The organism is Shimia sp. (assembly GCF_049116215.1).
Classification (GTDB): domain Bacteria; phylum Pseudomonadota; class Alphaproteobacteria; order Rhodobacterales; family Rhodobacteraceae; genus Shimia.
The window spans coordinates 261,111-284,400 of sequence record NZ_JAGDZB010000005.1; the positions used below are offsets into that span (position 1 = coordinate 261,111).

General features: G+C 57.8%; 29 protein-coding genes and 1 tRNA gene. 20 read left to right on the top strand and 10 right to left on the bottom strand.

The features are described 5' to 3' along the window. Positions 1-93 precede the first annotated feature (93 nt). The 4 genes from gpt to fabI all read right to left on the bottom strand — a co-directional run bounded on the left by gpt (position 94) and on the right by fabI (position 2,888). Positions 94-612, bottom strand: coding sequence for a xanthine phosphoribosyltransferase (gpt, locus tag JXR15_RS16000; RefSeq protein ID WP_422054198.1), 519 nt, complete (start codon positions 610-612; stop codon positions 94-96). 73 nt (positions 613-685) lie between these two features. Next, positions 686-1,444 (bottom strand): L,D-transpeptidase family protein, encoded by a 759-nt coding sequence (locus tag JXR15_RS16005; protein ID WP_422054199.1) that lies wholly within the window; start codon positions 1,442-1,444, stop codon positions 686-688. Between the two features lie 14 nt (positions 1,445-1,458). Then, positions 1,459-2,073 (bottom strand): LysE family translocator, encoded by a 615-nt coding sequence (locus JXR15_RS16010; protein WP_422054200.1) that lies wholly within the window; start codon positions 2,071-2,073, stop codon positions 1,459-1,461. Then, complete coding sequence (gene fabI, locus JXR15_RS16015; protein WP_422054201.1) at positions 2,070-2,888, bottom strand: enoyl-ACP reductase FabI; 819 nt, start codon at positions 2,886-2,888, stop codon at positions 2,070-2,072. The genes JXR15_RS16010 and fabI overlap by 4 nt, the downstream gene beginning before the upstream one ends. 124 nt (positions 2,889-3,012) lie before the next feature. Here fabI and pdxH point away from each other — a divergent pair, with 124 nt between their 5' ends. From pdxH to JXR15_RS16045, 6 genes are all read left to right on the top strand, one after another. Next, positions 3,013-3,618: a pyridoxamine 5'-phosphate oxidase gene (gene pdxH, locus JXR15_RS16020; RefSeq protein WP_422054202.1), complete on the top strand. Its 606-nt coding sequence runs from the start codon at positions 3,013-3,015 to the stop codon at positions 3,616-3,618. A gap of 96 nt (positions 3,619-3,714) precedes the next feature. Further along, the gene (locus JXR15_RS16025; protein WP_422054203.1) at positions 3,715-4,272 is read left to right on the top strand and encodes a cold-shock protein; all 558 of its coding nucleotides are present in this window, start codon (positions 3,715-3,717) and stop codon (positions 4,270-4,272) included. 59 nt (positions 4,273-4,331) lie between these two features. After that, entirely contained in the window at positions 4,332-4,766 is a 435-nt protein-coding gene (locus JXR15_RS16030; RefSeq protein ID WP_422054204.1) for a DUF192 domain-containing protein, read from the top strand. A 46-nt stretch (positions 4,767-4,812) separates the two neighbouring features. Beyond that, positions 4,813-4,889 (top strand) — tRNA-Pro (locus JXR15_RS16035). A gap of 182 nt (positions 4,890-5,071) precedes the next feature. Next, positions 5,072-5,512 (top strand): hypothetical protein, encoded by a 441-nt coding sequence (locus tag JXR15_RS16040; RefSeq protein ID WP_422054205.1) that lies wholly within the window; start codon positions 5,072-5,074, stop codon positions 5,510-5,512. Positions 5,513-5,628: 116 nt separating this feature from the next. After that, on the top strand, positions 5,629-6,579 hold the full coding sequence (locus JXR15_RS16045) for a hypothetical protein (RefSeq protein WP_422054206.1): 951 nt from the start codon (positions 5,629-5,631) through the stop codon (positions 6,577-6,579). A 69-nt stretch (positions 6,580-6,648) separates the two neighbouring features. Here JXR15_RS16045 and JXR15_RS16050 read toward each other — a convergent pair whose 3' ends face one another. Then, positions 6,649-6,855 carry a cold-shock protein gene (locus tag JXR15_RS16050; RefSeq protein WP_299418967.1) on the bottom strand — a complete coding sequence of 69 codons (207 nt, stop codon included), beginning with the start codon at positions 6,853-6,855 and terminating at the stop codon, positions 6,649-6,651. A gap of 416 nt (positions 6,856-7,271) precedes the next feature. Between JXR15_RS16050 and JXR15_RS16055 the strand changes: the two genes are divergently transcribed. Together JXR15_RS16055 and preA are read left to right on the top strand one after the other, a co-directional pair. Beyond that, positions 7,272-8,594, top strand: a complete 1,323-nt coding sequence (locus JXR15_RS16055) for an NAD(P)-dependent oxidoreductase (protein WP_422054208.1) — start codon at positions 7,272-7,274, stop codon at positions 8,592-8,594. A 14-nt stretch (positions 8,595-8,608) separates the two neighbouring features. After that, positions 8,609-9,913, top strand: coding sequence for an NAD-dependent dihydropyrimidine dehydrogenase subunit PreA (gene preA, locus JXR15_RS16060; RefSeq protein WP_422054209.1), 1,305 nt, complete (start codon positions 8,609-8,611; stop codon positions 9,911-9,913). A gap of 98 nt (positions 9,914-10,011) precedes the next feature. Here preA and JXR15_RS16065 read toward each other — a convergent pair whose 3' ends face one another. Continuing rightward, positions 10,012-10,539 carry a carbonic anhydrase gene (locus JXR15_RS16065; RefSeq protein WP_422054211.1) on the bottom strand — a complete coding sequence of 176 codons (528 nt, stop codon included), beginning with the start codon at positions 10,537-10,539 and terminating at the stop codon, positions 10,012-10,014. A gap of 124 nt (positions 10,540-10,663) precedes the next feature. Between JXR15_RS16065 and JXR15_RS16070 the strand changes: the two genes are divergently transcribed. Further along, complete coding sequence (locus tag JXR15_RS16070; protein WP_422054212.1) at positions 10,664-11,314, top strand: winged helix-turn-helix transcriptional regulator; 651 nt, start codon at positions 10,664-10,666, stop codon at positions 11,312-11,314. Here JXR15_RS16070 and JXR15_RS16075 read toward each other — a convergent pair. Together JXR15_RS16075 and JXR15_RS16080 are read right to left on the bottom strand one after the other, a co-directional pair. Further along, positions 11,311-11,928 (bottom strand): TetR family transcriptional regulator C-terminal domain-containing protein, encoded by a 618-nt coding sequence (locus JXR15_RS16075; protein ID WP_422054213.1) that lies wholly within the window; start codon positions 11,926-11,928, stop codon positions 11,311-11,313. The two genes, JXR15_RS16070 and JXR15_RS16075, sit on opposite strands and share 4 nt — an antisense overlap. Before the next feature lie 81 nt (positions 11,929-12,009). Then, positions 12,010-12,657, bottom strand: coding sequence for a TetR/AcrR family transcriptional regulator (locus JXR15_RS16080; protein WP_422054214.1), 648 nt, complete (start codon positions 12,655-12,657; stop codon positions 12,010-12,012). 155 nt (positions 12,658-12,812) lie between these two features. Between JXR15_RS16080 and JXR15_RS16085 the strand changes: the two genes are divergently transcribed. From JXR15_RS16085 to trxC, 9 genes are all read left to right on the top strand, one after another. Further along, positions 12,813-14,063: a Zn-dependent hydrolase gene (locus JXR15_RS16085; protein WP_422054215.1), complete on the top strand. Its 1,251-nt coding sequence runs from the start codon at positions 12,813-12,815 to the stop codon at positions 14,061-14,063. A 138-nt stretch (positions 14,064-14,201) separates the two neighbouring features. Continuing rightward, positions 14,202-15,659 carry a dihydropyrimidinase gene (hydA, locus tag JXR15_RS16090; protein ID WP_422054216.1) on the top strand — a complete coding sequence of 486 codons (1,458 nt, stop codon included), beginning with the start codon at positions 14,202-14,204 and terminating at the stop codon, positions 15,657-15,659. 83 nt (positions 15,660-15,742) lie between these two features. Then, entirely contained in the window at positions 15,743-16,522 is a 780-nt protein-coding gene (locus JXR15_RS16095; RefSeq protein ID WP_422054217.1) for an ABC transporter ATP-binding protein, read from the top strand. Beyond that, positions 16,515-16,946, top strand: a complete 432-nt coding sequence (locus tag JXR15_RS16100; protein WP_422054218.1) for a GNAT family N-acetyltransferase — start codon at positions 16,515-16,517, stop codon at positions 16,944-16,946. The genes JXR15_RS16095 and JXR15_RS16100 overlap by 8 nt, the downstream gene beginning before the upstream one ends. Further along, positions 16,943-17,815, top strand: coding sequence for an ABC transporter permease (locus JXR15_RS16105; RefSeq protein WP_422054219.1), 873 nt, complete (start codon positions 16,943-16,945; stop codon positions 17,813-17,815). Before JXR15_RS16100 ends, JXR15_RS16105 begins: the two co-directional genes overlap by 4 nt. Further along, complete coding sequence (locus JXR15_RS16110) at positions 17,815-18,660, top strand: ABC transporter permease (protein ID WP_422054220.1); 846 nt, start codon at positions 17,815-17,817, stop codon at positions 18,658-18,660. Before JXR15_RS16105 ends, JXR15_RS16110 begins: the two co-directional genes overlap by 1 nt. Continuing rightward, positions 18,657-19,178 (top strand): DUF1993 family protein, encoded by a 522-nt coding sequence (locus JXR15_RS16115; protein ID WP_422054221.1) that lies wholly within the window; start codon positions 18,657-18,659, stop codon positions 19,176-19,178. Before JXR15_RS16110 ends, JXR15_RS16115 begins: the two co-directional genes overlap by 4 nt. 40 nt (positions 19,179-19,218) lie before the next feature. Further along, on the top strand, positions 19,219-20,208 hold the full coding sequence (locus JXR15_RS16120; RefSeq protein ID WP_422054222.1) for an ABC transporter substrate-binding protein: 990 nt from the start codon (positions 19,219-19,221) through the stop codon (positions 20,206-20,208). A 120-nt stretch (positions 20,209-20,328) separates the two neighbouring features. Then, positions 20,329-20,760, top strand: coding sequence for a thioredoxin TrxC (gene trxC, locus JXR15_RS16125; protein WP_422054223.1), 432 nt, complete (start codon positions 20,329-20,331; stop codon positions 20,758-20,760). On the opposite strand, the gene JXR15_RS16130 is transcribed toward trxC, so the two are convergent. Beyond that, positions 20,744-21,901: an NAD(P)/FAD-dependent oxidoreductase gene (locus JXR15_RS16130; protein ID WP_422054224.1), complete on the bottom strand. Its 1,158-nt coding sequence runs from the start codon at positions 21,899-21,901 to the stop codon at positions 20,744-20,746. The genes trxC and JXR15_RS16130 overlap by 17 nt on opposite strands. An 87-nt stretch (positions 21,902-21,988) precedes the next feature. On the opposite strand from JXR15_RS16130, the gene JXR15_RS16135 reads away from it, so the two are divergent. After that, positions 21,989-22,396, top strand: coding sequence for an acyl-CoA thioesterase (locus tag JXR15_RS16135; RefSeq protein WP_422054225.1), 408 nt, complete (start codon positions 21,989-21,991; stop codon positions 22,394-22,396). Between the two features lie 145 nt (positions 22,397-22,541). Further along, complete coding sequence (locus tag JXR15_RS16140) at positions 22,542-22,907, top strand: BrnA antitoxin family protein (RefSeq protein WP_422054226.1); 366 nt, start codon at positions 22,542-22,544, stop codon at positions 22,905-22,907. A 64-nt stretch (positions 22,908-22,971) separates the two neighbouring features. On the opposite strand, the gene JXR15_RS16145 is transcribed toward JXR15_RS16140, so the two are convergent. Next, positions 22,972-23,187 carry a hypothetical protein gene (locus JXR15_RS16145; RefSeq protein WP_422054227.1) on the bottom strand — a complete coding sequence of 72 codons (216 nt, stop codon included), beginning with the start codon at positions 23,185-23,187 and terminating at the stop codon, positions 22,972-22,974. Positions 23,188-23,290 lie beyond the last annotated feature (103 nt).

The window sequence follows — 23,290 nt, forward strand, 5'->3', positions numbered from 1 at the left end:
CAAAAGCGGGCAAAAGAAAACCGCAGCGAGGGGCCTCGCTGCGGTCCGAAGAATGCGGTTTGTGATGTGGGGCAAGCCCACCAACCGGTGCGATCAATCGGTGCCGCGATAAGGCTCGACGTATTGCAACGCCATGTCCCACGGGAAGAAGATCCAGGTGTCCTGGCTCACGCCGGTGATGAAGGTGTCGACCATCGGCTCGCCGGCAGGTTTGGCGTAGACGGTGGCGAAATGCGCTTTGGGGTAGAGCTGACGCACCAATTCGAGAGTTTTACCGGAATCCACCAGATCGTCCACGATCAGGATGCCTTCGCCGTCGCCCATCAGCTCGGCATCAGGGCTTTTGAGAACCTGCGCCTCACGCTGTTTGTCCTGCGCGCCGCCACCGGAGTAGTAAGATTTCACGGAAATTGTGTCGACGGTGCGGATGTCGAGTTCACGGCTGACGATCATCGCCGGCGCCATGCCGCCACGGGTGATGGCCACAACAGCTTTCCATGCGCCGTCATCAGGGCCTTTGCCGTCCAGACGCCAAGCCAGCGCGCGGCTGTCGCGGTGGATTTGATCCCAGCTGATGTGGAAGCCTTTTTCGTGTGGCAGACGCTCGCTCATGTGGACTCACCCCTTTGTCGCAGATTTCAGCCGTTCTAGCAGAACGCAAAGGCGGCGCAAACTGTTTGCGTGCCTACCAAGCGGTGACTTGGTATTTGTTGTCATCCACTGAGATCAATGGCGGGCGGCCGGTTTTGTCAAAAGCGTGGTAGGCGGGGGCAAGTTGCTGCCAGAAGTCTTCCCAACGGTGGCCGGAGGCCGCCGCCATACGTTGAGGGGTGGGGCGGAAGGGGAAGGCGTGCACGGGCACGGCAGCCAAACCGTTGTTCAGGGCGGCCTCGACGGCGACGTAGATTTCCTCGATCGCGGGATCGGTCATCGCGTAACACCCAACGGAGACGCAGTCGCCATGCACCATCAGGAAGCTGCCGGTGCGGTTGTGGCTGCGGTCAAAGCGATTGGGAAAGCCGAGATTGAAGGACATGTGGTAGCTGCTGTTTGGGTTTAAGGCGGATTTGGTGACCGTGTAGAACCCCTCAGGCGATTGGCGGTCGCCTTCCTTGAGTTTGGGACCAAGGCCGCCAGAATGGTTGCAGATCGGGTAGGTTTTGAACAGGGCGTAGGTGTCACTTGGGGTTTGCACCCAGAGCTCTAGCTCGCGTTCTTCCTTGAATATGCGGATGTAGATAGGGGCGCCTAGGGCGGCGTTGTGGATGGCAAAGCCTGTGCTCAGCATAGGTGTTTGACGGGCGCGCACCACGGCGATGTCATCGCGCGGCCAGATGGCCTCTTTGATTGGCGGCGGTATGTAATGAGGGCGGTAGAGTGCGAATATCCCCAAGGCGCTCGCGATGCAGAGCAAAAAGAAGAGAGCCTTGAGGAGTGTGCGCATGACCTGAGCGCGGCCTAGGTGGCCGCGATCTTGACACCCAGAGCCGCCAGAAGGCCGCCAAGGACGCGGTCAATCAGGTGCTTCAGGCCGATGTAGATTTTGCGGGTGCGGTCCAGCGAGAACAGCCGCGCCACGGAGGTGTTCCAGAGGAACTCGCCAAGGAAGATGCAGGCCAACAGCAGGGCCAGCGCCAATGGCGTTGCGTCGGTTGGCACGGTGCCGACAAAAACCGCGCCAAAGAACACGGCGGGCTTTGGGTTGGCCAGCTGGGTCCAGATGCCGAGGCGCAGGGCGGACAAAGGTGTCATCGCGGCCACTTCGGCTGCGTTGTCTTCCAATGGCTCATCGGCGGAGCGCCACATTTTGACGGCCGTCCAGATCAGGAAGGCCGCGCCGCCGATTTTCAGAACAGTCAGCAGGAAAGGCGCGTATTCAAACAGCAGGGCAAGGCCAAAGAGGGCGGAAGCAGCCCAGAAGACCGCACCAAGGCCGATGCCCACAGACAGGGCTGCGCCGGTTTTCAGGCCTTGTTGAAGGCCTACGCGCGCAGCCATGAGCACGGCAGGGCCGGGGCTGACGGCTGCCATCAGGCAGAGAGAGACGGCAGCGATAAAGGCGGCGAGGCTCATTTGCGGCCCACCACGGCGTCAATGTCCGGCGCGTCGACGGCTTTCATGCCGACGATGTGATAGCCTGCGTCAACGTGCAGGTTTTCGCCTGTGACGCCGCTGCTGAGATCAGACAGCAGGTAGAGCGCGGAGTTGCCCACGTCCTCGAGGCTGACATTGCGGCGCAGAGGGGAGTTCAGCTCGTTCCATTTCATAATGTAGCGGAAGTCACCAATGCCCGAGGCTGCGAGGGTCTTGATTGGACCTGCGGAAATTGCGTTGACACGAATGCCGTCTTTTCCAAGGTCTTCGGCCAGGTATTTCACCGAGGCTTCCAGCGCGGCTTTGGCCACGCCCATGACGTTATAATGTGGCATCACCTGCTCGGCACCGTAGTAGGTGAGCGTCAGGGCGGAGCCGCCATCTGTCATCAGCTTCTCCGCGCGCTGCATCACAGCGGTGAAAGAGTAGACCGAGACATCCATGGTCATCAGGAAGTTGTCTTTTGAAGTGTCGACATAGCGCCCGCGCAGCTCGTTTTTGTCCGAGAAGCCAATGGCGTGCACGATGAAGTCGATTTTGCCCCATTTGGCTTCGATCTCGGCAAAGGCGGCATCAATGGAGGCTGCGTCAGAGACATCACAGTCGATCAGCGTGTCGACGTTTAGCTGTTCCGCCAGCGGGACCACGCGTTTCTTAAAAGCGTCGCCCATATAAGAGAAGGCCAGCTCGGCGCCGGCGTCGGCGCAGGCTTTGGCGATGCCCCAGGCAATAGACTTGTCGTTGGCAAGCCCCATAATTAGGCCGCGTTTGCCTGCCATGAGTTGATTTGACATCCGGTGAACTCCGTCCCACTTGGTTATGCGTGACGTTTAGGCGATTGACCCTGTCGCATCAAGGTCTTCGCCAGCGCGCAATATGCCTAGCCTGAGAGGCTGGATGGTACATTTGGAGGCAGTGATGAGCGAGAGATCAGGGATTTTTGCGGGCGAGAACCCGTTTGAAATTACACGGGCGTGGTTGGCAGAGGCCGAGAAGAGCGAGCCAAATGATGCCAATGCCATCGCCCTGTCGACGGTGGACGCAGAGGGCATGCCAAATTCCCGCATGGTGCTCTTGAAGGACATCGAGGATGCGGCGTTTGTGTTCTATACAAATTACGGCAGTGCCAAAGCGCAGGAACTGGATGGCGCAGGCAAGGCGTCTTTTGTGCTGCACTGGAAATCTTTGCGCCGCCAAATTCGGGTCAGAGGACACGTTATGCGGGAGGACGGTCCGCAGGCGGATGCATATTTTGAGTCGCGCAGTTTGAAGAGCAAGCTGGGTGCCTGGGCGTCGGAACAGTCTCAACCCCTAAGTTCGCGCACAGAATTAATGGCAAAAGTGGCAAAAATAACAGCCGCGCACGGAACCCATCCCAAGCGCCCGCCGTTCTGGGGTGGATACCGGCTTATTCCTGCCGAAATTGAATTTTGGGCGGATGGGGCGTTTCGGCTACACGACCGCTTCCGCTGGACCCGCGAAACCCCTGAAAAACCGTGGGAAATTCAGCGTCTTAACCCTTAATTAGTTAAAAATTATCGTGGCAAGCGCATGAAATGCATGGAAATTTTGCGCTTGCCGAAGTCGTCTTGATGCAGCACAGTCACGCAGATCATGGGGATGATACAAACTAAGGTTGAGGCATTGAGTACTCTAGAAAATGACGTCACGCAGGTGATGGGCGTGGTGAAATGGTTCGATCCGGTCAAGGGATTCGGATTTATTGTTTCAGACGACGGTGGGCCGGATATTTTGTTGCACGCAAATGTGTTGCGCAACTTCGGTCAAAGCTCGGTTGCGGACGGGTCCGTAATTGACGTGTCCGTGCAAGTGACACAGCGGGGTGCACAGGCCGTCGAAGTGTTCAAAATCGAAGCACCGGAAACAGAAGTGCCTGTGGCGCTGTCTGATTTTGAAGGCATGGACCTGGATGACATTCGCGCCACGCCGCTGGAGCCAGCGCGGGTGAAGTGGTTCGACAAAGGCAAGGGCTTTGGCTTTGCCAATGTGTTTGGCCGCCCGGAAGATATTTTCCTGCACATCGAAGTTCTGCGCCGCTCAGGTCTGTCGGACCTGCAGCCCGGTGAAGCCTTGGCGCTGCGTGTGATCGACGGTAAACGTGGTCGCATGGCAACCGAGGTATTGGCGTGGGAAAACGCAGTTTTGGAAAACGACTAACACTCTCTGGCGCGGGTCGCAGGATCGGCGCCGGATTTTTTGGGCTGGTGGCAGGGTTCATGATCTCCTTGCCCGCCCAAGCAAATGACGCCTGCCGCGCAGACAGCTTGCTGATACGAGGCGACTTTGGTCAGGCGCGATTCTCCGTAGAAGTGGCAGACACAGAGGCCGAGCGGGCGCAGGGATTGATGAATCGGTCCCATATGCCGAGCAGTGCGGGCATGCTGTTTGTCTATGAAACCACGCGGTCTGCATCTTTTTGGATGCGCAACACGTTGATTCCCCTCGATATGCTGTTTGCGGACGAGCACGGGGTGATCCAACACATCCACAGCAACGCCATTCCACTGGACGAAACACCGATTTTTGGCGGGGATGATGTCCGCTATGTTCTTGAAATTAATGGTGGATTGTCCGAGGCGATGGGCATCTCTGTGGGCAGTGAAATGCGTCACCAAAGTTTTTTGCAAGAAATTGCAAACTGGCGTTGTTAGGGGGTTTTCATTCCCGAACAGTGGGGGTAAACCCTGCCTCACAAGTCGGGGCGTAGCGCAGCCTGGTAGCGCACCTGTTTTGGGTACAGGGGGTCGCAAGTTCGAATCTTGCCGTCCCGACCATTTTCCTCCCAGAGGAAAAGAAAAAAGACGTAGCCTTCGGGCTGCGTCTTTTTCTTTTGGCAACAGTGCGCTGCATCGAATTTTCGACCAATGCTCCTTGCGCTTTTCCAGCCTGTTGTTGAGATGGACGACCAATTCGGCGGTTCCTTGACAGGTCTCATAAGCTGCCCCTAGGTGGGCCCATGAAAATTGTGAAGTTTGTTGTTGGGGTGTTTGGCGCGCTTGTGTGTCTCGTGGTGTATCTGTGGTTGCGGCCGCCATCTGTGGTTCTTTACAGCTACGAGGATCTAGTTGGGGTGACCTGCGCGACGCTCAGTCAGCGGCATGAGGAGGTGATCACCTCACATCATGATGCGGCTTTGGACTATTTCCATCGCAAAGGCGAATTTCCGTTGGGACTTGGTTTGCCTCCAGAGGAGCACCTGCCGTTTGCCCTCTTATTGCAGCGTTATGTGCAGGATGAGGCGTTGCAGGGATTTGATGTGTCCCAGCCTTTCCGTCCAACGGCGTCGCCGCTTCACGCGCAGTTTGATGCGGAGGTGTCGCGTGTGTGTGCGTTGTATCCAGAGATACTAGCTTGGGATGCCGGACATGAGGCGGCGCGGCGTCTTAAGCTGCGGTAGGGGGGGGCGGGCCGAGCACCACTAAAAAGTTGTGTTGGTTTGCGTTTTTTGGAGCATTAATGGGAGTGTTTTCCGAGATGCGGGTAAGAGTCGTTTGGGGGGCTTTGGTCCTCTGTTTGTTAGGGTCAGCTGGTGTCGCTGGTTGCCCACAGGGGCAGGAGGCTTTTGCGTCGTGTGAGATTGCCGGACGAAACACCGAAGTGTTTGTGTGTTTTGATGAAAACCAGGCGACCTATCGCTATGGCGCGGTGGGGCAATCGCCGGATTTGGAGCTTTCTGTTCCCATTCGGAAGGTTGATTTTGGGCCTTGGTCTGGCGTCGGAAAGTCCATTGTGGAAAGCATTGTCTTCTACAATCTAGGGCATAGCTATGCGGTTTATGCGGGGTTCGATCGTCCGTTCTCCGAAGGGGAAATGCAACGCGAGGAACGTCATTTTGGCGGGCTTGAGGTGACACGGGATGACGAGCTGCTGGCCGAACTTGAATGTGTGCCGAAGAGCGTCAGCTATGGGTTTGGAGGCGGAATTTACGATGCCAAAACAACCGCTGGGCAGCGGTGGGATGAGGTATCGCGCTCATGGGGGGATGCAGATCGTTCTGCCTCTAGGCAAAAGCTTCTACAAGAGGAAGTTCAAAACGGTTTGGTGGAGGAGTGCCTCCCACAATCGGAGTTTGTGCTTGGAGGGGTTGCAATGGGAGACCCGCTCACCAAGCTGGGTAAGCTTGGATCGCCGGAGCCTGTGGAAATGGGGGCAGAGGCTGGACAGGCGATTGATCGCATTTTTGCGAGAGGGCTTCAGATTGACCTGTTTCAGAACAAGGTCATTGGTCTAGTGGGCTTGTCGCCCAGTTGGGAAACGCCTTCCGGGTTCGCGGTTGGGGTCGCGCGAGCCGACGTAATCAAGATATTTGGCGCTGTTCCCGGTGGCGAGGTGGCTTCTGCTGCTCGCTTTGGTGTGTTGGGCTGCGATCGTGATACCATAGAGAACCGGAAGTGGTTTTTGGGTATGACTTTCGGACCAGATGGGCGCCTGCAGGCTATTGGAATGACCCACCTGGCTCCGTAGTTGCGCGGATATGTTGGACAAAAAAAGGCGCCCATTGGGCGCCTTTCTCATCTCGGAACTGTCGCTCGTTTAAAGCAGGGCCAGATCTACGGCGCTTTCGCGGCCGTCACGGCCAGCCTGCAGCTCGTAGCTGACTTTCTGGTTGTCGGCCAGACCGGTCAGACCGGAGCGCTCAACTGCAGAAATGTGTACAAATACGTCGTTGCCGCCTTCGTCAGGTGCAATGAAGCCGAAGCCTTTGGTGGTGTTGAACCATTTAACGGTGCCCGTAGCCATCGTTGTTCTCCATGTTTTGTGTCGCCCGCAACATGCGGCAACCCGGCGGGTATCTTGATCGAAAGCTGAGCCGGTTAGGAGCAGGGGGTCGAAAATAGAAACTGCGCGTCTACCATCTGATAAAAACTCAGGCAGAAAACAAGAGTTTTTTGCGCAATAAGTGTTTCAATGTGGCGGATTTCGCAAAAACGTCATGCCGTAAAGCGTCTCGGGCGGAATGCTGCGTCTTCTCGGGTTTGCCTGCGCAAAATTGCGCCAAAGTCTTTGATGTGGTGAAGATTTGTGCAGCTGTCGTTTTGTTGGGCAGAGGCTGTTTGCATCTCATCTTTTGACCATGTGGTAAATTTTTTTATTGATTGGTCAAAAAACCTGTGTAAGCCTACGGGGGTAGCCAACAAGGTGTATGGGGAGGTCTTATGTCCAACACACCGTTTAGCGACGGCATCCAAGCAGCGCGTTTAGACGCTGCGGAACTGTCCGAAAACTTTGGGGATTTGCATCCTCGTTTTGATGATCATGAGGCCTTGGTGGCGTCGGATCGTTGTTACTTCTGTCACGATGCGCCCTGCATGACGGCCTGTCCGACAGACATTGATATTCCACTGTTCATTCGTCAGATTGCCACCGGCACGCCGGAAGCGGCGGCCAAGACGATTTTTGATCAGAACATTCTGGGCGGCATGTGCGCCCGTGTGTGCCCAACCGAGACGCTGTGTGAGCAGGTCTGTGTGCGCGAAACGGCAGAAGGCAATCCGGTCGAGATTGGCCGGTTGCAGCGCTATGCCACCGACAAGCTGGTGGATGCGGGCCTTCACCCTTTTGGCCGAGCCGACAGCACCGGCAAGAAAGTCGCTGTGGTGGGCGCGGGGCCAGCGGGTCTGTCCGCGGCACACCGTTTGGCCATGCATGGGCATGATGTCACGGTTTATGATGCGCGCGCAAAAGCGGGTGGTCTGAACGAGTTCGGCATTGCGGCCTATAAATCGGTTGAGAGCTTTGCGGAGCGCGAGGTGGATTGGCTGCTGAAGATTGGCGGCATCACCGTTGAGACCGGCAAGAAGCTGGGTGACGGGCTGTCTCTGGACGGTCTGAAGGCTGACTTTGACGCGGTGTTCCTTGGCATTGGTCTGGGCGGCGTGAATGCGCTGGGCGTGGATGGCGAAGACAGAGACGGTGTCGATGACGCGGTGGATTTCATTGCGGAGCTGCGTCAGGCAGATGACCTTGGCAAAATGGCGATTGGCCGCGATGTCGTGGTGATCGGTGGCGGGATGACCGCTGTGGATGCGGCTGTTCAAGCGAAGCTGTTGGGTGCGCTGAACGTGAGCCTTGTGTATCGCCGTGGCAAAGACCGGATGAACGCGTCCGAGTTTGAACAGGATCTTGCGGCGTCCAAAGGCGTGCGGATCATCACCAATGCCTCGCCCAAAGCGGTGATTGGCAACGGCGCGGTGCGCGAGATCGAGTTTGAGTACACCGACAATGATCTGAATTCGACCGGTCAAACCGTGCGTTTACAAGCGGATCAGGTGTTCAAAGCCATTGGTCAGACACTGGAAGGCGAGGGCCTGCCAGAGCTGGAGTGGGGCAAGATCAAAGTGGATGACAACGGGCGCACGTCCGTGGATGGCATCTGGGCTGGTGGCGACTGTGCCACGGGCGGCGATGATCTGACCGTGACTGCGGTGGCTGAGGGTCGTGACGCGGCCGAAGACATTCACGCCAAACTGTCGGCGTAAGGGGAGATAAGCATATGGCCAATCTCGAAAGTGACTTTGTAGGGATCAAATCCCCCAACCCGTTCTGGCTCGCCTCGGCGCCGCCAACGGACAAGGAATACAACGTGCGCCGCGCCTTTGAAGCGGGCTGGGGCGGCGTTGTGTGGAAAACTCTAGGTGCGGAAGGTCCTCCTGTCGTCAATGTGAACGGCCCGCGTTACGGGGCGATCCATGGTGCAGACCGCCGGTTGCTGGGTTTGAACAACATCGAGCTGATCACCGACCGTCCGCTGGAAGTGAACCTTGAAGAAATGACGCGGGTGAAGCGGGATTATCCGGATCACGCGCTGATCGCCTCGGTGATGGTGCCGTGTGAGGAAGACGAGTGGAAACGCATTCTTCCCATGATCGCGGAAACCGGCTGTGATGGGTTTGAGCTGAACTTTGGCTGCCCACATGGCATGGCCGAGCGCGGTATGGGCTCTGCTGTGGGGCAGGTTCCAGACTACATCGAAATGGTCGCGCGCTGGTGTAAAGAAGCCACGGACCTGCCGGTGATTGTGAAGCTGACGCCAAACATCACCAACATCCTGCATCCTGCGGAAGCGGCGTTGCGCGGTGGGGCGGATGCGGTGAGCTTGATCAACACCATCAACTCGATCACCAATGTGAACCTCGATGCGATGAGCCCGGAGCCAATGATTGATGGCAAAGGCACCCACGGCGGCTATTGCGGTCCAGCGGTGAAGCCAATTGCGCTGAACATGGTGGCGGAAATTGCGCGTAACCCTGAGACGGCGAAACTGCCGATTTCCGGCATCGGTGGTGTGACCACATGGCGGGATGCGGCGGAGTTCATGGCGCTGGGCGCGGGCAACGTACAGGTTTGTACGGCGGCGATGACCTATGGCTTTAAGATTGTGCAGGAGATGATCTCTGGTCTGTCCCAGTGGATGGATGAGAAGGGCTACACCTCCACCGCCGATTTTGTCGGCATGGCGACGCCAAATGTCACCGACTGGCAGTATCTGAACCTGAACCACGTCACCAAAGCGGTGATCAATCAGGATGATTGTATCAGCTGTGGCCGCTGTTACGCGGCTTGTGAGGATACCTCTCACCAGGCGATTGAGATGTCTGAGGACCGTGTGTTCACCGTGAAAGACGATGAATGCGTGGCCTGTAATCTTTGCGTCAACGTGTGTCCGGTGGAGAATTGTATCACCATGCGCACGCTGGAGCCGGGTGAAATGGATGAGCGCACCAACACGCCAGTGGAGGCCGATTACGGCAACTGGACCGCGCATCCAAACAACCCGATGTCCACGGCGGCGGAGTAATTTTCCCAAGGGGCGTTTGGCCCACATAACAGGAAATCTTCCCTTCCTGAAACTGACCGTCGCGGTATCCCCCGCGACGGTTTTTTTGTTTGAGTGGCTTAGCCCAAGGGGGCTGGCGCAACGATTTCGGAAACGCCGCCGGTTTTCACATCATAGAGCATGGCCGAAACCACCAGATAGTTGGGCACAGCTTTGGCTTCGCGCAGGGTTTCAAGGTCGTCTTTCAGGCTTTGATCATGGTCGTGAATGGCCAGTGGGGTCACGTCGATACCGGCCTGAGATTGGATCGCAGCCCGCAAGTTGGGATCGGCGTAGCGTTCGGCGCCGCATTGGGTGTGCTGCAGCAAAACCACCTCAAACGGCGTGTCTTTTCCGCCATTGATCTGGTTGATCAGCACCGACAGGGCACTGATTTCCTCAATCACTGCAGGCGTGACGCGACCGCCGGTGTTGCGGATCACAACCGCATCGCCAAGATCCAACCCCAACACATGCGCCGGGTCTACGCGGGCGTCGATACAGGCGATGATCATGGTGTTGAGTTTTGGAAAAACCGGCATGTCGCCGTCGGAAAAGCGGGCCGCAAAATTAGCGTTGCGGTCGAGAAGGGTCACGGTGTTGGACATAATTGCTCCTTGGTTTCAATAGGTCATCGGATGGTCTTGGTCCGATGGGGGGAATGTGGTAGTGTGCTTTAAAATTTAAAGTTGTCACTTTAAAAAATAAAGTAACGCTTTCGTGAGGTGAGGAATGGCAAAGGCGCGGTCGTATAAATTGCTCTGTCCCATAGCGCGGGCGTTGGACCGGATTGGGGATCGCTGGACGTTGTTGATCTTGCGGGATTTGCACGCGGGGCCGATGCGGTTTGGCGAGCTGCAGAAAGGCTTGCCGGGGATTGCGGCAAACCTGTTGACCGACCGGCTCAATAAGTTGGTGGCGGATGGTCTGGTGTCAAAAGAGGAGAGCTATGCGCTGACGCCTTTGGGGGGGCGGACGCTGGATGTTTTGTTTAACCTGGCGGTGTTTGGTGCGGCGTTTGAACCTGAGGGCGAGGTGGTCAAGCCGGGCAATTTGCGCACGGTTGTGACCACGTTGTTGGCGGCAGCGCGGCAGGCGGCGCTTGGCGATATGACGCTGCGCGTTGGGCTGGTTGTGGACGGTGAGATGATGCAGCTGGATGTGGCGGTTGGGCAGGTCAGCGCCAGCTATGGTGCCCATGAGACGCCAGATGTAGTGTTGACCACCGGATATGAAGATTTGTTGGCTGTGTCTGAAGGTGAGCTGCCAATGGAGACCTTCATTGGTGCGCGGGCGGAGATGCAGGTTCTCACGCCTGGAGCCGACGGCGCGTTTGCCCAGATGATGGGGGCTGTGATGGGGGTTCTTCAGGGCGCGGATTAAGGCGTCAGAAGTTTGCGGAACATCTGATCGAGGAAGGTGTCGGCGCCGTCAAGCGCGTCGGTTTCGTTGTCGCTGAGCACCTGTACCTGTGCGTCAAAGTCGGCATAGTGCTGCGTGGTTGACCAGATCGAAAACATCAAATGGCGTGGGTCTACGTTGGCCAATTTGCCTTGGGCGATCCATGTGCGAATGAGCGCGGTTTTTTTGTCGACCAACGGCTTTAGATCGCTGACCAGATGCGGCTCCATACGCGGCGCGCCTTGCAAGATTTCATTGGCAAAGAGCCGGCTTTCGCGCGGGAATTCGCGGCTCATTTCCAGTTTGCGGTGCACGTAGCCGAGGATTTCTTCAAGTGGTTCGCCGTCCGGGTCCATATGGTCCAGCGGGTCGAGCCAGGTTTCCATCAGCTGGTTCAGCAGAGTGACATGGATGTCTTCCTTGCCGCCAAAATAGTAAAGGATGTTGGGCTTGGAGAGACCAGCCTCTTCGGCGATCAGATCCAGCGTGGCACCGCGGTAGCCGTGGCGGGAAAACACCTCTAGAGCGGCGTCCAGAATGCGCTTGCGGTTGCGTTGCTGAATGCGACTGGGTTTGCGCGTCGATGCCTCGGCCATAGGTAACGTTCCGTATTTCTTTGCCTTTTAGGCTAATGCAGCCAAAGGCGTGGGTCTACAGGGATTTAGGATAGGAAAGCCTTACCCGATGGCGCCAATCCCGCGCAGGATGATGGTTTTGATATTGGATTTGGCCGTTTCCCACTGTTTGTCGTTGAGGGGGCTGCCGCCGTTGAGCGTGTCGATCTGGTGGCCAAAGTCAGCGTAATGCTGGGTGGTGGCCCAAAGCATGTATAGGAGATGGCGCGGATCAATCGGTGCCATGCGGCCCTCGGCGATCCAGCGTTCGATCACCTCGATTCGCCCGTTGGTCCAATCGGTGAGCGTGGTCTCCAGATAATCCTGAATCACCGGCGCGCCGTGCATAACCTCGCTGGCCCAGACTTTGGAGCCGTCCGCATGGCGGCGGGAGATCTCCATTTTGGCGTCGATATAGGCGCCAATGCCTTCTTCCGGGCCATCCGCCTGATCAAAGATATCCGCCGCCTGAAGCCAGATTTGGAAGATTTTTTGCACCACCTGCCGATAAAGCAACTCCTTGGTAGGAAAGTAATAATGCAGGTTGGCTTTGGGCAGGCCTGCGACGTCGGCGATGAGCTGCATAGTGGCGCCGCCAAAGCCAGCCTCGGCAAAGACTTTTTCTGCTGCTGACAAAATAAGCGCCTCAGCTTCCTGACGGCGCATTTTTTTGCTGGTCGCTTTGGGGGATGCCGCTGTGGTCTCTGCCATCAAAAATGCCCTGATAAAAAATCTTGACCGGTTGGTCAGGGTGTGGTCGTCTGATTTTGACCATACGGTCAGGAAGGCCGTGAGATCAAGAGCCCCACCAGCAAGGGCAGCCCAATTGGGCGCAAGCCCGGGCCAGACATTAGGGAGTAGATGCTATGGGTGCACCGGGTGAGAACCTTAAGGTGAACGCGGATCGGCTGTGGGACAGCCTGATGGAGATGGCCAAGATTGGCCCCGGTATCGCCGGTGGCAACAATCGCCAGACTTTGACGGATGAAGATGCGGAAGGCCGCGCGCTGTTCCAATCGTGGTGTGAGGCCGCGGGCATGACCATGGGCGTGGACACGATGGGCAATATGTTTGCGACCCGTCCCGGCGAAGACCCAGAGGCGCTGCCGGTCTATATGGGCAGCCACCTGGATACGCAGCCAACCGGCGGCAAGTACGACGGTGTTTTGGGCGTGCTTGGCGGTCTGGAAGTTGTGCGCTCGATGAATGATCTGGGCATTAAGACCAAGCACCCAATCGTGGTCACTAACTGGACCAACGAAGAGGGCACACGTTATGCGCCGGCGATGTTGGCATCCGGTGTGTTCACCGGGCGACACACGCAGGATTGGGCCTATGATCGCGTCGATGCGGAAGGCAAGACGTTTGGCGATGAGCTGAAGCGGATTGGCTGGGTTGGCGACGAAGAGGTTGGCGCCCGCAAGATGCATGCGATGTTTGAGTTGCACATCGAGCAGGGGCCTATTCTGGAAGCGGAAGGCAAGGACATCGGGGTTGTGACCCATGGTCAGGGCCTGCGCTGGATAGAATGTACGGTGACCGGCAAAGAGAGCCACACCGGCTCTACGCCGATGCCAATGCGCAAGAACGCTGGGCGGGGCTTGGCGCGGATCACCGAGTTGGTGCATGAGATTGCCATGAAGCATCAGCCCAACGCGGTGGGCGCGATTGGCCATGTGGACGTCTATCCAAACTCGCGCAACATCATTCCGGGCAAGGTGGTGTTCACCATCGATTTCCGCAGCCACCTGCAAGACGTGATTGACGCAATGCTGGCGAAGTTTGCCGAGAAGGCCCCACAGCTGTGCGAAGAGATTGAGGTCGGTTTGGACTGGGAGATTGTGGGTCAGTTTGATCCGCCCGCCTTTGACGAGGCCTGTGTCGGCGCTGTGCGCGAAGCGGCGGAACGTCTGGGCTATAGCCACATGGATATTGTCTCCGGCGCGGGGCATGACGCTTGCTGGATCAATGATGTGGCGCCGACCGCGATGATCATGTGCCCCTGTGTGGACGGGTTGTCGCACAATGAGGCGGAAGATATCAGCAAAGAGTGGGCCAGTGCGGGCACGGATGTGATGCTGCACGCGGTGCTCGAGACAGCGGAAGTTGTGGAATAAAAAATTGTACCGGGGGCACTGCCCCCGGACACAGACATAGGTGGGGGCCAGCCCCCACACCCCGTGAAATTTTGGACCAAATGAAGCCGAAGTCGGGGCAACCTGCGCATAAGTGCAGAGACATCAGGGAGCGAAGATATGGCGACAAAAGTCATTAAGAACGGCACCGTTGTGACCGCAGATTTGTCTTACGAGGCGGATGTGCTGATTGAGAACGGTCAGATCATTGAGATTGGCAAAGGCCTCAAGGGCGACGAGACACTGGACGCAACCGGCTGTTACGTGATGCCGGGCGGGATTGACCCGCATGTGCACTTGGAAATGCCGTTTATGGGCACCTATTCCAGCGATGATTTTGAGAGCGGCACGCGCGCAGGGCTTGCGGGCGGCACCACGATGGTGGTGGATTTCTGTCTGCCGAACCAAGGCGAGAGCCTGCTGGATGCGATCAAGCGGTGGGACAATAAATCGACCCGTGCGAACTGTGACTACTCCTTCCACATGGCAGTGACCTGGTGGGGCGAGCAGGTTTTCAACGATATGAAAACCGTGATCGAGCAGCGCGGGATCAACACGTTTAAGCACTTCCTCGCCTATAAAGGCGCGTTGATGGTGAATGACGACGAGCTGTTTGCCTCGTTCAACCGTCTCAGCGAACTGGGCGGGATTGCCATGGTACATGCCGAGAACGGCGATGTGGTTGCGGAGATGACCGCAAAGCTGCTGACCGAGGGCAACACCGGGCCGGAGGCGCATGCGTACTCGCGGCCGTCGCAGGTTGAAGGGGAAGCTACCAACCGGGCGATCATGATTGCCGACATGGCGGGCGTGCCGCTTTATGTGGTGCACACCTCCTGTGAAGAGGCGCATGAGGCCATTCGCCGGGCACGTATGCAGGGCAAGCGCGTGTGGGGGGAACCGTTGATCCAGCACCTGACGCTGGATGAGAGCGAGTATTTCAACCCGGATTGGGACCACGCCGCGCGGCGTGTGATGTCGCCTCCGTTCCGTAATCAGAAGCATCAGGACAGCCTATGGGCCGGTCTGCAATCTGGCTCTTTGAGCGTGGTGGCAACGGATCACTGTGCCTTTACCACGGAGCAAAAACGCTTTGGTCTCAAAGATTTCAGTCAAATTCCTAATGGGACTGGCGGGCTTGAGGATCGGATGCCGATGTTGTGGACTCAAGGCGTGGCGACAGGACGTTTGACGCCAAATGAATTTGTCGCTGTGACCTCGACCAACATTGCCAAGATCCTGAACTGCTACCCCAAAAAGGGCGCGGTTCTGGTGGGCGCGGATGCAGACCTTGTGGTGTGGGATCCGGAGAAGTCCAAGACCATTTCCGCAAGCAGCCAGCAGTCATCCATCGACTACAACGTGTTTGAAGGCCATGAGGTCAAAGGCCTGCCACGCTTCACTTTGACCCGTGGACAAGTGGCGGTGCATGACGGTGAGATCCGCACGCAGGAAGGCCACGGCAAGTTTGTTGAGCGCGAAGCCAATACCACAGTGAACAAAGCGCTCAGCACCTGGAAAGAGCTGACCTCGCCACAGCCGGTGAAGCGTTCCGGTATTCCGGCAACCGGCGTTTAAGACGGACAGAATGGTGGCACCCGGGATCAACTTGGGGCCACCCAAAAACAAACTCCGCGCAGGGCGGTGAAACGAGAGCCAAGATGAACGACACAGTCATTTCAGCCAAGAACCTGAGCCTGACGTTTGAAACAAACGACGGGCCGGTTCATGCGCTCAAGGACATCAACCTTGATATCAACAAAGGAGATTTTGTCTCCTTCATCGGGCCGTCAGGCTGTGGCAAGACCACATTCCTGCGCTGTATGGCCGATCTGGAGCAGCCCACGGCGGGGGAGATCACCGTCAATGGGGTGAGCCCAACAGAAGCGCGCAAGTCCCGTGCTTATGGTTATGTGTTCCAGCACGCGGGGCTCTATCCTTGGCGCACCATTGGCGGCAACATTCGCCTGCCGTTAGAGATCATGGGCGTTGATAAGGCGGCGCAGGACAAATCCGTGCAAGAGGTGCTGGAGCTGGTGCATCTGGAAGGGTTTGAGAACAAATTTCCTTGGCAGCTGTCCGGCGGGATGCAGCAGCGTGCGTCGATTGCACGGGCGTTGGCGTTTCAGGCCGATATTCTGTTGATGGATGAGCCGTTTGGCGCGCTTGATGAGATTGTGCGGGACCACCTGAATGAGCAGCTTTTGGAGCTATGGGCGCGGACCAACAAGACCATTGGCTTTGTGACGCACTCGATCCCGGAAGCGGTGTATCTGAGCACGAAGATTGTGGTGATGAGCCCGCGTCCGGGGCGGATTCACGATGTGATTGAAAGCACCTTGCCCAAGGAGCGGCCGCTGGACATTCGCGACAGCCCTGAGTTCATCGAAATAGCGCATCGGGTGCGCGATGGCCTGCGTGCGGGGCATGGCGATGATTGAGGCGACCGTGAGACGGGCAGAGGCGGCGGATGTGCCAGCGATGGCGCAGTTCGTTTGTGACTGGGAGGCGGCCACGGAATGGATGCCGTCACTTTATGGGCCGGATGAGATTGTCGGGTTTATTCGCGAGGCGATGCCGGAGCGCGAGATCTGGGTCGCGGGGGAGCCGATTGAGGGCTACCTGTCGTTTGACCCAAGCTTGTCGCGTGTTGGTGGCTTGTACTGCAAGACCACAGGAGCTGGTGTGGGCAAGACTTTGATGGATCGCGCCAAGGCGGGGCGGGACTTTGTCTGGCTGACCACGCATGAGCGAAATGAGCGGGCGCAAAAGTTCTACAAACGTGAAGGGTTTGAAGAGGTTAGCCGTCATGAGGCCGAGCCGCCTAACACGTTGCGCGAAGTGCGGATGGAGTGGCGGGTATGAAGAACCTCGGACCAATTCTAACCGTTGTCACTGCAATTTTCATTTTGTGGTATGCAGGGGCTGTCGCGCTCAATGCATCCTGGGCTTACGACAAAGCCAAACGCGCCAATGTGGAGATCACTTTCTCCGAGATGGTGGCGGACACGATGAGCCAGAAAAAACCCAAGCTTCCAGCCCCGCATCAGGTGGGCACGGAAATTTGGAAGACCACCGGCGAAATGGTCGCCAAAGGCCGTGCGTTTTCCAAGCGCAGTCTGATTTATCACAGCTGGATCACGCTCTCAGCAACGCTTCTGGGCTTTGCTATGGGCACGGCGCTGGGCGTCTCGCTGTCGGTGGGGATTGTGTACAACCGCACCATGGACATGAGCGTCATGCCCTGGGTGATTGCCAGCCAGACCATTCCGATCCTGGCGATTGCGCCGATGATCATTGTGGTTCTGAACGCCATTGGCATTTCCGGCCTACTGCCCAAAGCGGTGATTTCCATGTACCTCAGCTTCTTTCCGGTGGTTGTCGGCATGGTGAAAGGCCTGCGCAGCCCAGACCATATGATGGTCGATCAGATGAAAACTTGGAGCGCCAGCAAAGGGCAGGAGTTCTGGAAACTGCGCTTGCCAAGCTCGATGCCGTTCCTGTTTCCCTCGTTGAAGGTGGCCATGGCGGCCTCGCTGGTGGGGGCCATTGTCGGTGAATTGCCGACAGGGGCTGTGGCCGGATTGGGCGCACGGTTGCTGGCCGGGAGTTACTATGGGCAGACGATCCAGATCTGGAGCGCGTTGATCACCGCGGCGGCCCTTGCGGCGGCATTGGTGGCGATCATTGGTGTGATCCAGAAAGTGGTTCTCAAGCGGATGGGGATGGCGTGATGGGTTGGATTGTTTTTGGACTTGTTGCGTGGCTGGTTGGCTGGCGGGTGAACTCTTACCTGTCCCATCGTCCGCGGACGCAGTTTAGCGCGCTGGCGGTGCCGGTGATCTTTGGTCTGACCATTGTGGTTCTTTGGGAATGTGTGGTTCGTGGGTTTGAGATCAACCCAGTGCTTCTGCCTGCGCCCACGGCGATTGCGCTGAAGTTTGCCACGTCGATCCCGACGCTGTGGGAAGACTTTGTGCAGACGGTGATCAAAGGCGCGATGTCGGGGTACATTCTGGGCTGTGGTGCGGCCTTCCTGACCGCGCTGGTGATTGACCGCTTTCCGTTCTTGCAGCGGGGCCTGCTGCCGGTGGGCAACTTTGTCGCCGCGCTGCCGATTATTGGCATGGCACCGATCATGGTGATGTGGTTTGGCTTTGACTGGCAATCCAAAGCGGCTGTGGTTGTTGTCATGGTGTTCTTCCCGATGTTGGTGAACACTGTGGAAGGCCTGCAAGCGACGGATCATATGCAGCGTGATCTGATGCGGACATATGCGTCCAGCTATGGACAGACGCTGATGAAACTGCGATTGCCTGCGGCGATGCCGTTTATCTTCAACGGGTTGAAGATTTCCACCACACTGGCCTTGATTGGCGCGATCGTTGCTGAATTTTTTGGCAGTCCGATCAAAGGCATGGGCTTCCGGATCTCGACAGAGGTCGGGCGGCTTGCGCTGGATATGGTTTGGGCGGAGATTGTGGTCGCAGCCTTGGCAGGCTCGCTGTTTTACGGCGGTGTGGCCTTGCTTGAGAAGTCTGTGACCTTCTGGCATCCCTCACAGAGGAAATCGCGATGAGCGACACGTCTTTCCACTCTTACGTGCGTGTGTTTGAGCACTATCTGGAGCGCATCGCGCACCTGATTGCACAGGCCAAGCCGGAAGCGTTGGAAGGGCGGTTGACGCCGGAGAGTTTCACGGCGCTGGAAAATTTTGCGATTGCGCAGGGCTATGTGTTGCGCAGTTTGTTCCCGCTTATTGGGCGGGAGGTGCCGGAGTTGGCAGAGGCCAGTTCGGTGGCCGATGTAAGCGCGCGCGGGACGTTTGTGCAGACGCAGATTGCGGCACTGACGCCAGCGGATTTTGCGGGGGCGGAGACCCGCGCAGTGACCCATGTGGCCGGCGAAGCCACGCTTACCCAGCCGGCTTGCGACTTCTTCACCCTTTACGGGATGCCAAATTTCTTTTTTCATCTGAATATGGGATACGCGATCCTGCGGGCGCAGGGTGTGGCCATTGGCAAAGGTGATTTTGACGGTTTTCATAGCTACCCCAAGGGGTTCAGCTTTGTAACAAACACCGCAGAGACGGTGTGACAACTATAAATAGCTAAAACCAACAAGGAGATAAGCCAAAATGAAAACGATGATTAAAGCTCTGACCGCAGCGGCGCTGGGCGTTGCCGCCAGCGTGGCACAAGCTGCGGATGATGTGACCTTGCAGCTCAAGTGGGTCACGCAGGCACAGTTTGCGGGTTACTATGTAGCACAGGACAAAGGCTTTTACGCTGAAGAAGACCTGAACGTGACCATCAAGCCGGGTGGTCCGGATATTGCGCCCGCGCAGGTGATTGCCGGTGGTGGAGCCGATGTGGTGCTGGACTGGATGCCGTCTGCTTTGGCGTCCCGTGAAAAAGGCCTAGCGCTGGTGAACATTGCGCAGCCATTTAAAGCCTCTGGAATGATGCTGACCTGCCGCAAAGACGCAGGTGTGTCCTCGCCAGAAGACTTTGCAGGCAAAACACTGGGCGTTTGGTTCTTTGGCAACGAGTACCCGTTCCTGAGCTGGATGAACAAGCTGGGTCTGGCAACAGACGGCTCTGACGGTGGTGTGACCGTGCTGAAGCAGGGTTTCAACGTGGACCCAATCCTGCAGGGGCAGGCCGCCTGTGTGTCGACCATGACTTACAACGAATACTGGCAGATTATTGACGCGGGTCTGAGCCCGGATGATCTGGTGGTGTTCAAATATGAAGACCAGGGTGTGGCGACGCTGGAAGACGGTATGTACGTCATGGAAGAGAAGCTGGCCGATCCAGCGTTTGAAGACAAAATGGTGCGCTTCGTGCGCGCGTCCATGAAAGGCTGGAAATGGGCTGAAGAGAACCCGGAAGAAGCGGCGCTGATCGTGCTGGACAACGATGCCTCCGGTGCGCAGACCGAAGAGCACCAGGTGCGCATGATGAGCGAGATTGCCAAGCTGACCGCAGGCAGCAATGGCGCGCTGGATGTGGCGGACTTTGACCGCACTGTGGACAGCCTGATGTCTGGTGGGTCTGATCCTGTGATCACCAAGAAGCCAGAGGGTGCGTGGACCCACGCGATCACCGATAAAGCGCTGAACTAAGAGACGTTTCAAATATTGGGAAAGGCCGGGTTTCGCCCGGCCTTTTTCTTTTGGGGCAGGGTTCTAATTCCGGTGCGTGTCACATATATCGATTGCGGAATGTGACGGCGGAGATTTCTCATGAGCGGCAAGAAGCTGACCTGTTTTGACTGTGGCCAGGTGAACCGTGTGCCTTTTGATAAGCTGGGCGCGGGGCCGAAGTGTGGCACCTGCGGCAAAGGCTTGATGAGTGGCAAGGTGGCAGAGGTTGATCTCGCCACCTTTGAAAAGGCGTTGCGCACGGATGATGTGCCGCTGGTGGTGGATTTCTGGGCGCCGTGGTGTGGGCCGTGTCGCCAGATGGCGCCGCAATATCAGGCAGCGGCACAAGAGGTCAAAGGCGCGGTGCGTTTGGTGAAGCTCAACACCGAGGCGCATAAAAACGCAGGCGCAAAGTATCGCATTCGTGGCATTCCCACGATGGCGGCCTTTGCTAATGGCAAAGAGCGCGCACGGCAGTCCGGTGCGATGCCCAAGGCGGCGATTGTGAAATGGGTTAAGGCGTCCGTCTGATTGCGTTGAGCAGGTAGCGGGGCAGGCGGGCCAGCACGCGACGGGCCAGTTCGGGATATTCCACTTCGCCGGCCAGAAGCCGCATGTACATCATGCGCACGGTGCCGGAGCGGCGGAAGGTGCCGATAAAGGCTTTTTGCCAACGGGGCGCAAAGATGATGCGGCGCAGGTTGCGGGCGATGCGCAGGTTGCGGTGCATGTCTTTGAGGCCGGATTTGTAGAGTTCTATGGCGGCGTGGGGCGCGTAGGCATTGAGTGCGTCACAGGCGGCCTGCGCGGCGAGCTGCCCGCTTTTCATCGCAAAGGCAATGCCTTCGCCCGTGATCGGGTCCACCAGCCCAGCAGCGTCGCCCGCAAGCAGGATATGGGCGCGGCCCGGGGTGGGGCGGAAGTCGCCAAACGGCAGGTGGTGGCCTTTGATTTTCACCGCTTCAGAGGGCAGGCCCAACGTGTGCATGTAGCGCTGCATGTGGTCCTTCATATCCGGGTTTGGCGCCCGCAGACCGCCGACGCCAACCGTGGTGGAACCTTGCTTTGGGAAGGACCAGCCATAGCCCCAGGTTGCGGCAGCAAAGTCGATGCGCAGGAGCTGCTCCGCCGGGTCCTGTGCCGACAGAGGTACCTCGACTTCCAGACCAAAGCCAATGGTTTTGGTGTCAAAGGGTTTGCCAAAAAGCTGCTTGGCGACAATTGAATTCACCCCGTCCGCGCCGATGATCACAGCTGCGGTCAAGCTGGAGCCGTTGCGCAATTTTACTGCGGTTTCAGTGAGTTCTGCGATGGCCTGTCCGGTGAAGTCTTCGACGCCTGCGTCAAGCGCATGGGCAAACATCGCGGCATCGAGATCCAGCCGCATGGTCAGATGCAGAGGCGGGATGTCAGAGAGCACAGCCAGTTCGCGCCCTTCATGCCAGAACGCAATTTCCTCGCGCGTGACGGCATGGGCGAGGTCGACGTCCTGACCAAAAATCTCGTGGTAGTAGGTCCGGCTGCGCTCGGTAAACAGCCCGCCGCAGAGTTTGTTGCGCGGAAAACTTGCCTTGTCGATCAGCGCCACGGAACGGCCCTGTTTGGCGGCCCAAGTGGCCGCAGCGCTGCCTGCGGGGCCTGCGCCAATTACAATGATGTCAAACTGGGTCATGCGCGTGTCCTTCTGGGGCGGGTTTCTACCAGCTTTTCGCGGCGGCGCCAGAGGGTTAGGGTGGGGAAAGCCAAGAAAGGAAGCGCCATGAGTGACGAGAAACAACCAGACGGAGAAGCAACCCTGCGGGTGCTGGCGATGCCGTCAGATGTGAACATCAATGGCGACATCTTTGGTGGCTGGGTGTTGAGCCAGATGGATATTGCCAGCGGCATCATTGCCGCTCAACGCGCCAAGGGGCGGGTGACCACGGTGGCGGTGGACGCGATGCAGTTTATCAGGCCTGTGCAGGTGGGCGATGTGCTCTGTGTCTGGGCCTGGGTGGAGCGCGTGGGGCGCAGCTCTATGGGCGTGAAAATCGAGGCCTGGGCGGTGCGGCACCGGCGGGGTGTTTCGGAGAAGGTGACCGAGGCGGTGTTCACCTATGTGGCGATTGATGAGGATGGCAAACCGCGGGCAGTACCGGAAGAAGACGCGGCCTGGCCACCGCGCTAATTGAGGCGGATTAGCACGTCGGTATTTCGTCTGTATCGCGGCTGTTTTGCGGAGGCGCCTATTTTGGCCTGCGCAACGGCGGCGGGCGGCGGGGTTTTGTGGGGTTAACCTCTGATGGGCATGGTGTGCTCTGAGGAGGCGCAGGATGTCTGAGGATCAGAGCGAGAGCGTGCCGCTGTTTCAGCGGGCTAGCAAAGGCACGAAAGCGCAGCGCATGGCGCGGGAGGCGTTGGGGCGCAACCTGTTGGTGTTGACGTCAGAGACCTGGGTTACCGAGGCGTTGCGGGAGGCGGTGCCGGAGGCGTGGCACACGCTGGAGCAGGATCTGGATGTGGCGGAGCCGAAGGAGAAGGTGACGCTGTATCTGGATCGCTCGGTGGCGAAGTTTTATCGCGCAATGGGGCAGGGCTATCAGGCCCGCATCAATCGTTTGCTGGCGACCTGGGCGCAGATGAAGATTGCGGAAGAGGTGCAACTGGATGCGCATTTGGCGGCGCGGTTGCGCGATTAGGGGGCCTTGCCCCCGTCCCTGCAGGGCAGGGCCTCCCCCAGGATATTTCCAGACTGTGAAAGCGTTAGGCTTTGTAGAGGTCAAACTCGTCTTGCTCGGCAAAACGGCCTCGCAGGGCGGTGAGCGTGAGGCCAATGAGGCCCGCGCTGAGCGGGAAGCCAAGGGAGAAGCTCAGGTAGGTGGTGAGGGCGGTCCAGACCGAGGCGTCCTGAAACATCATCTGAATGCCACCAAGCAGGATGCCTGCGATGCTGCCAGCAAAGATGAGGATGAGGGCCATGTCTGCGTCTCCGGTTGATGTCGTTAACCATTACTAGGGTGAAATGGGGCGCAAATGTGGCACGGAAAGGGCTTTGCTGTGGGTGGTGGCTAAAACCCTTTGG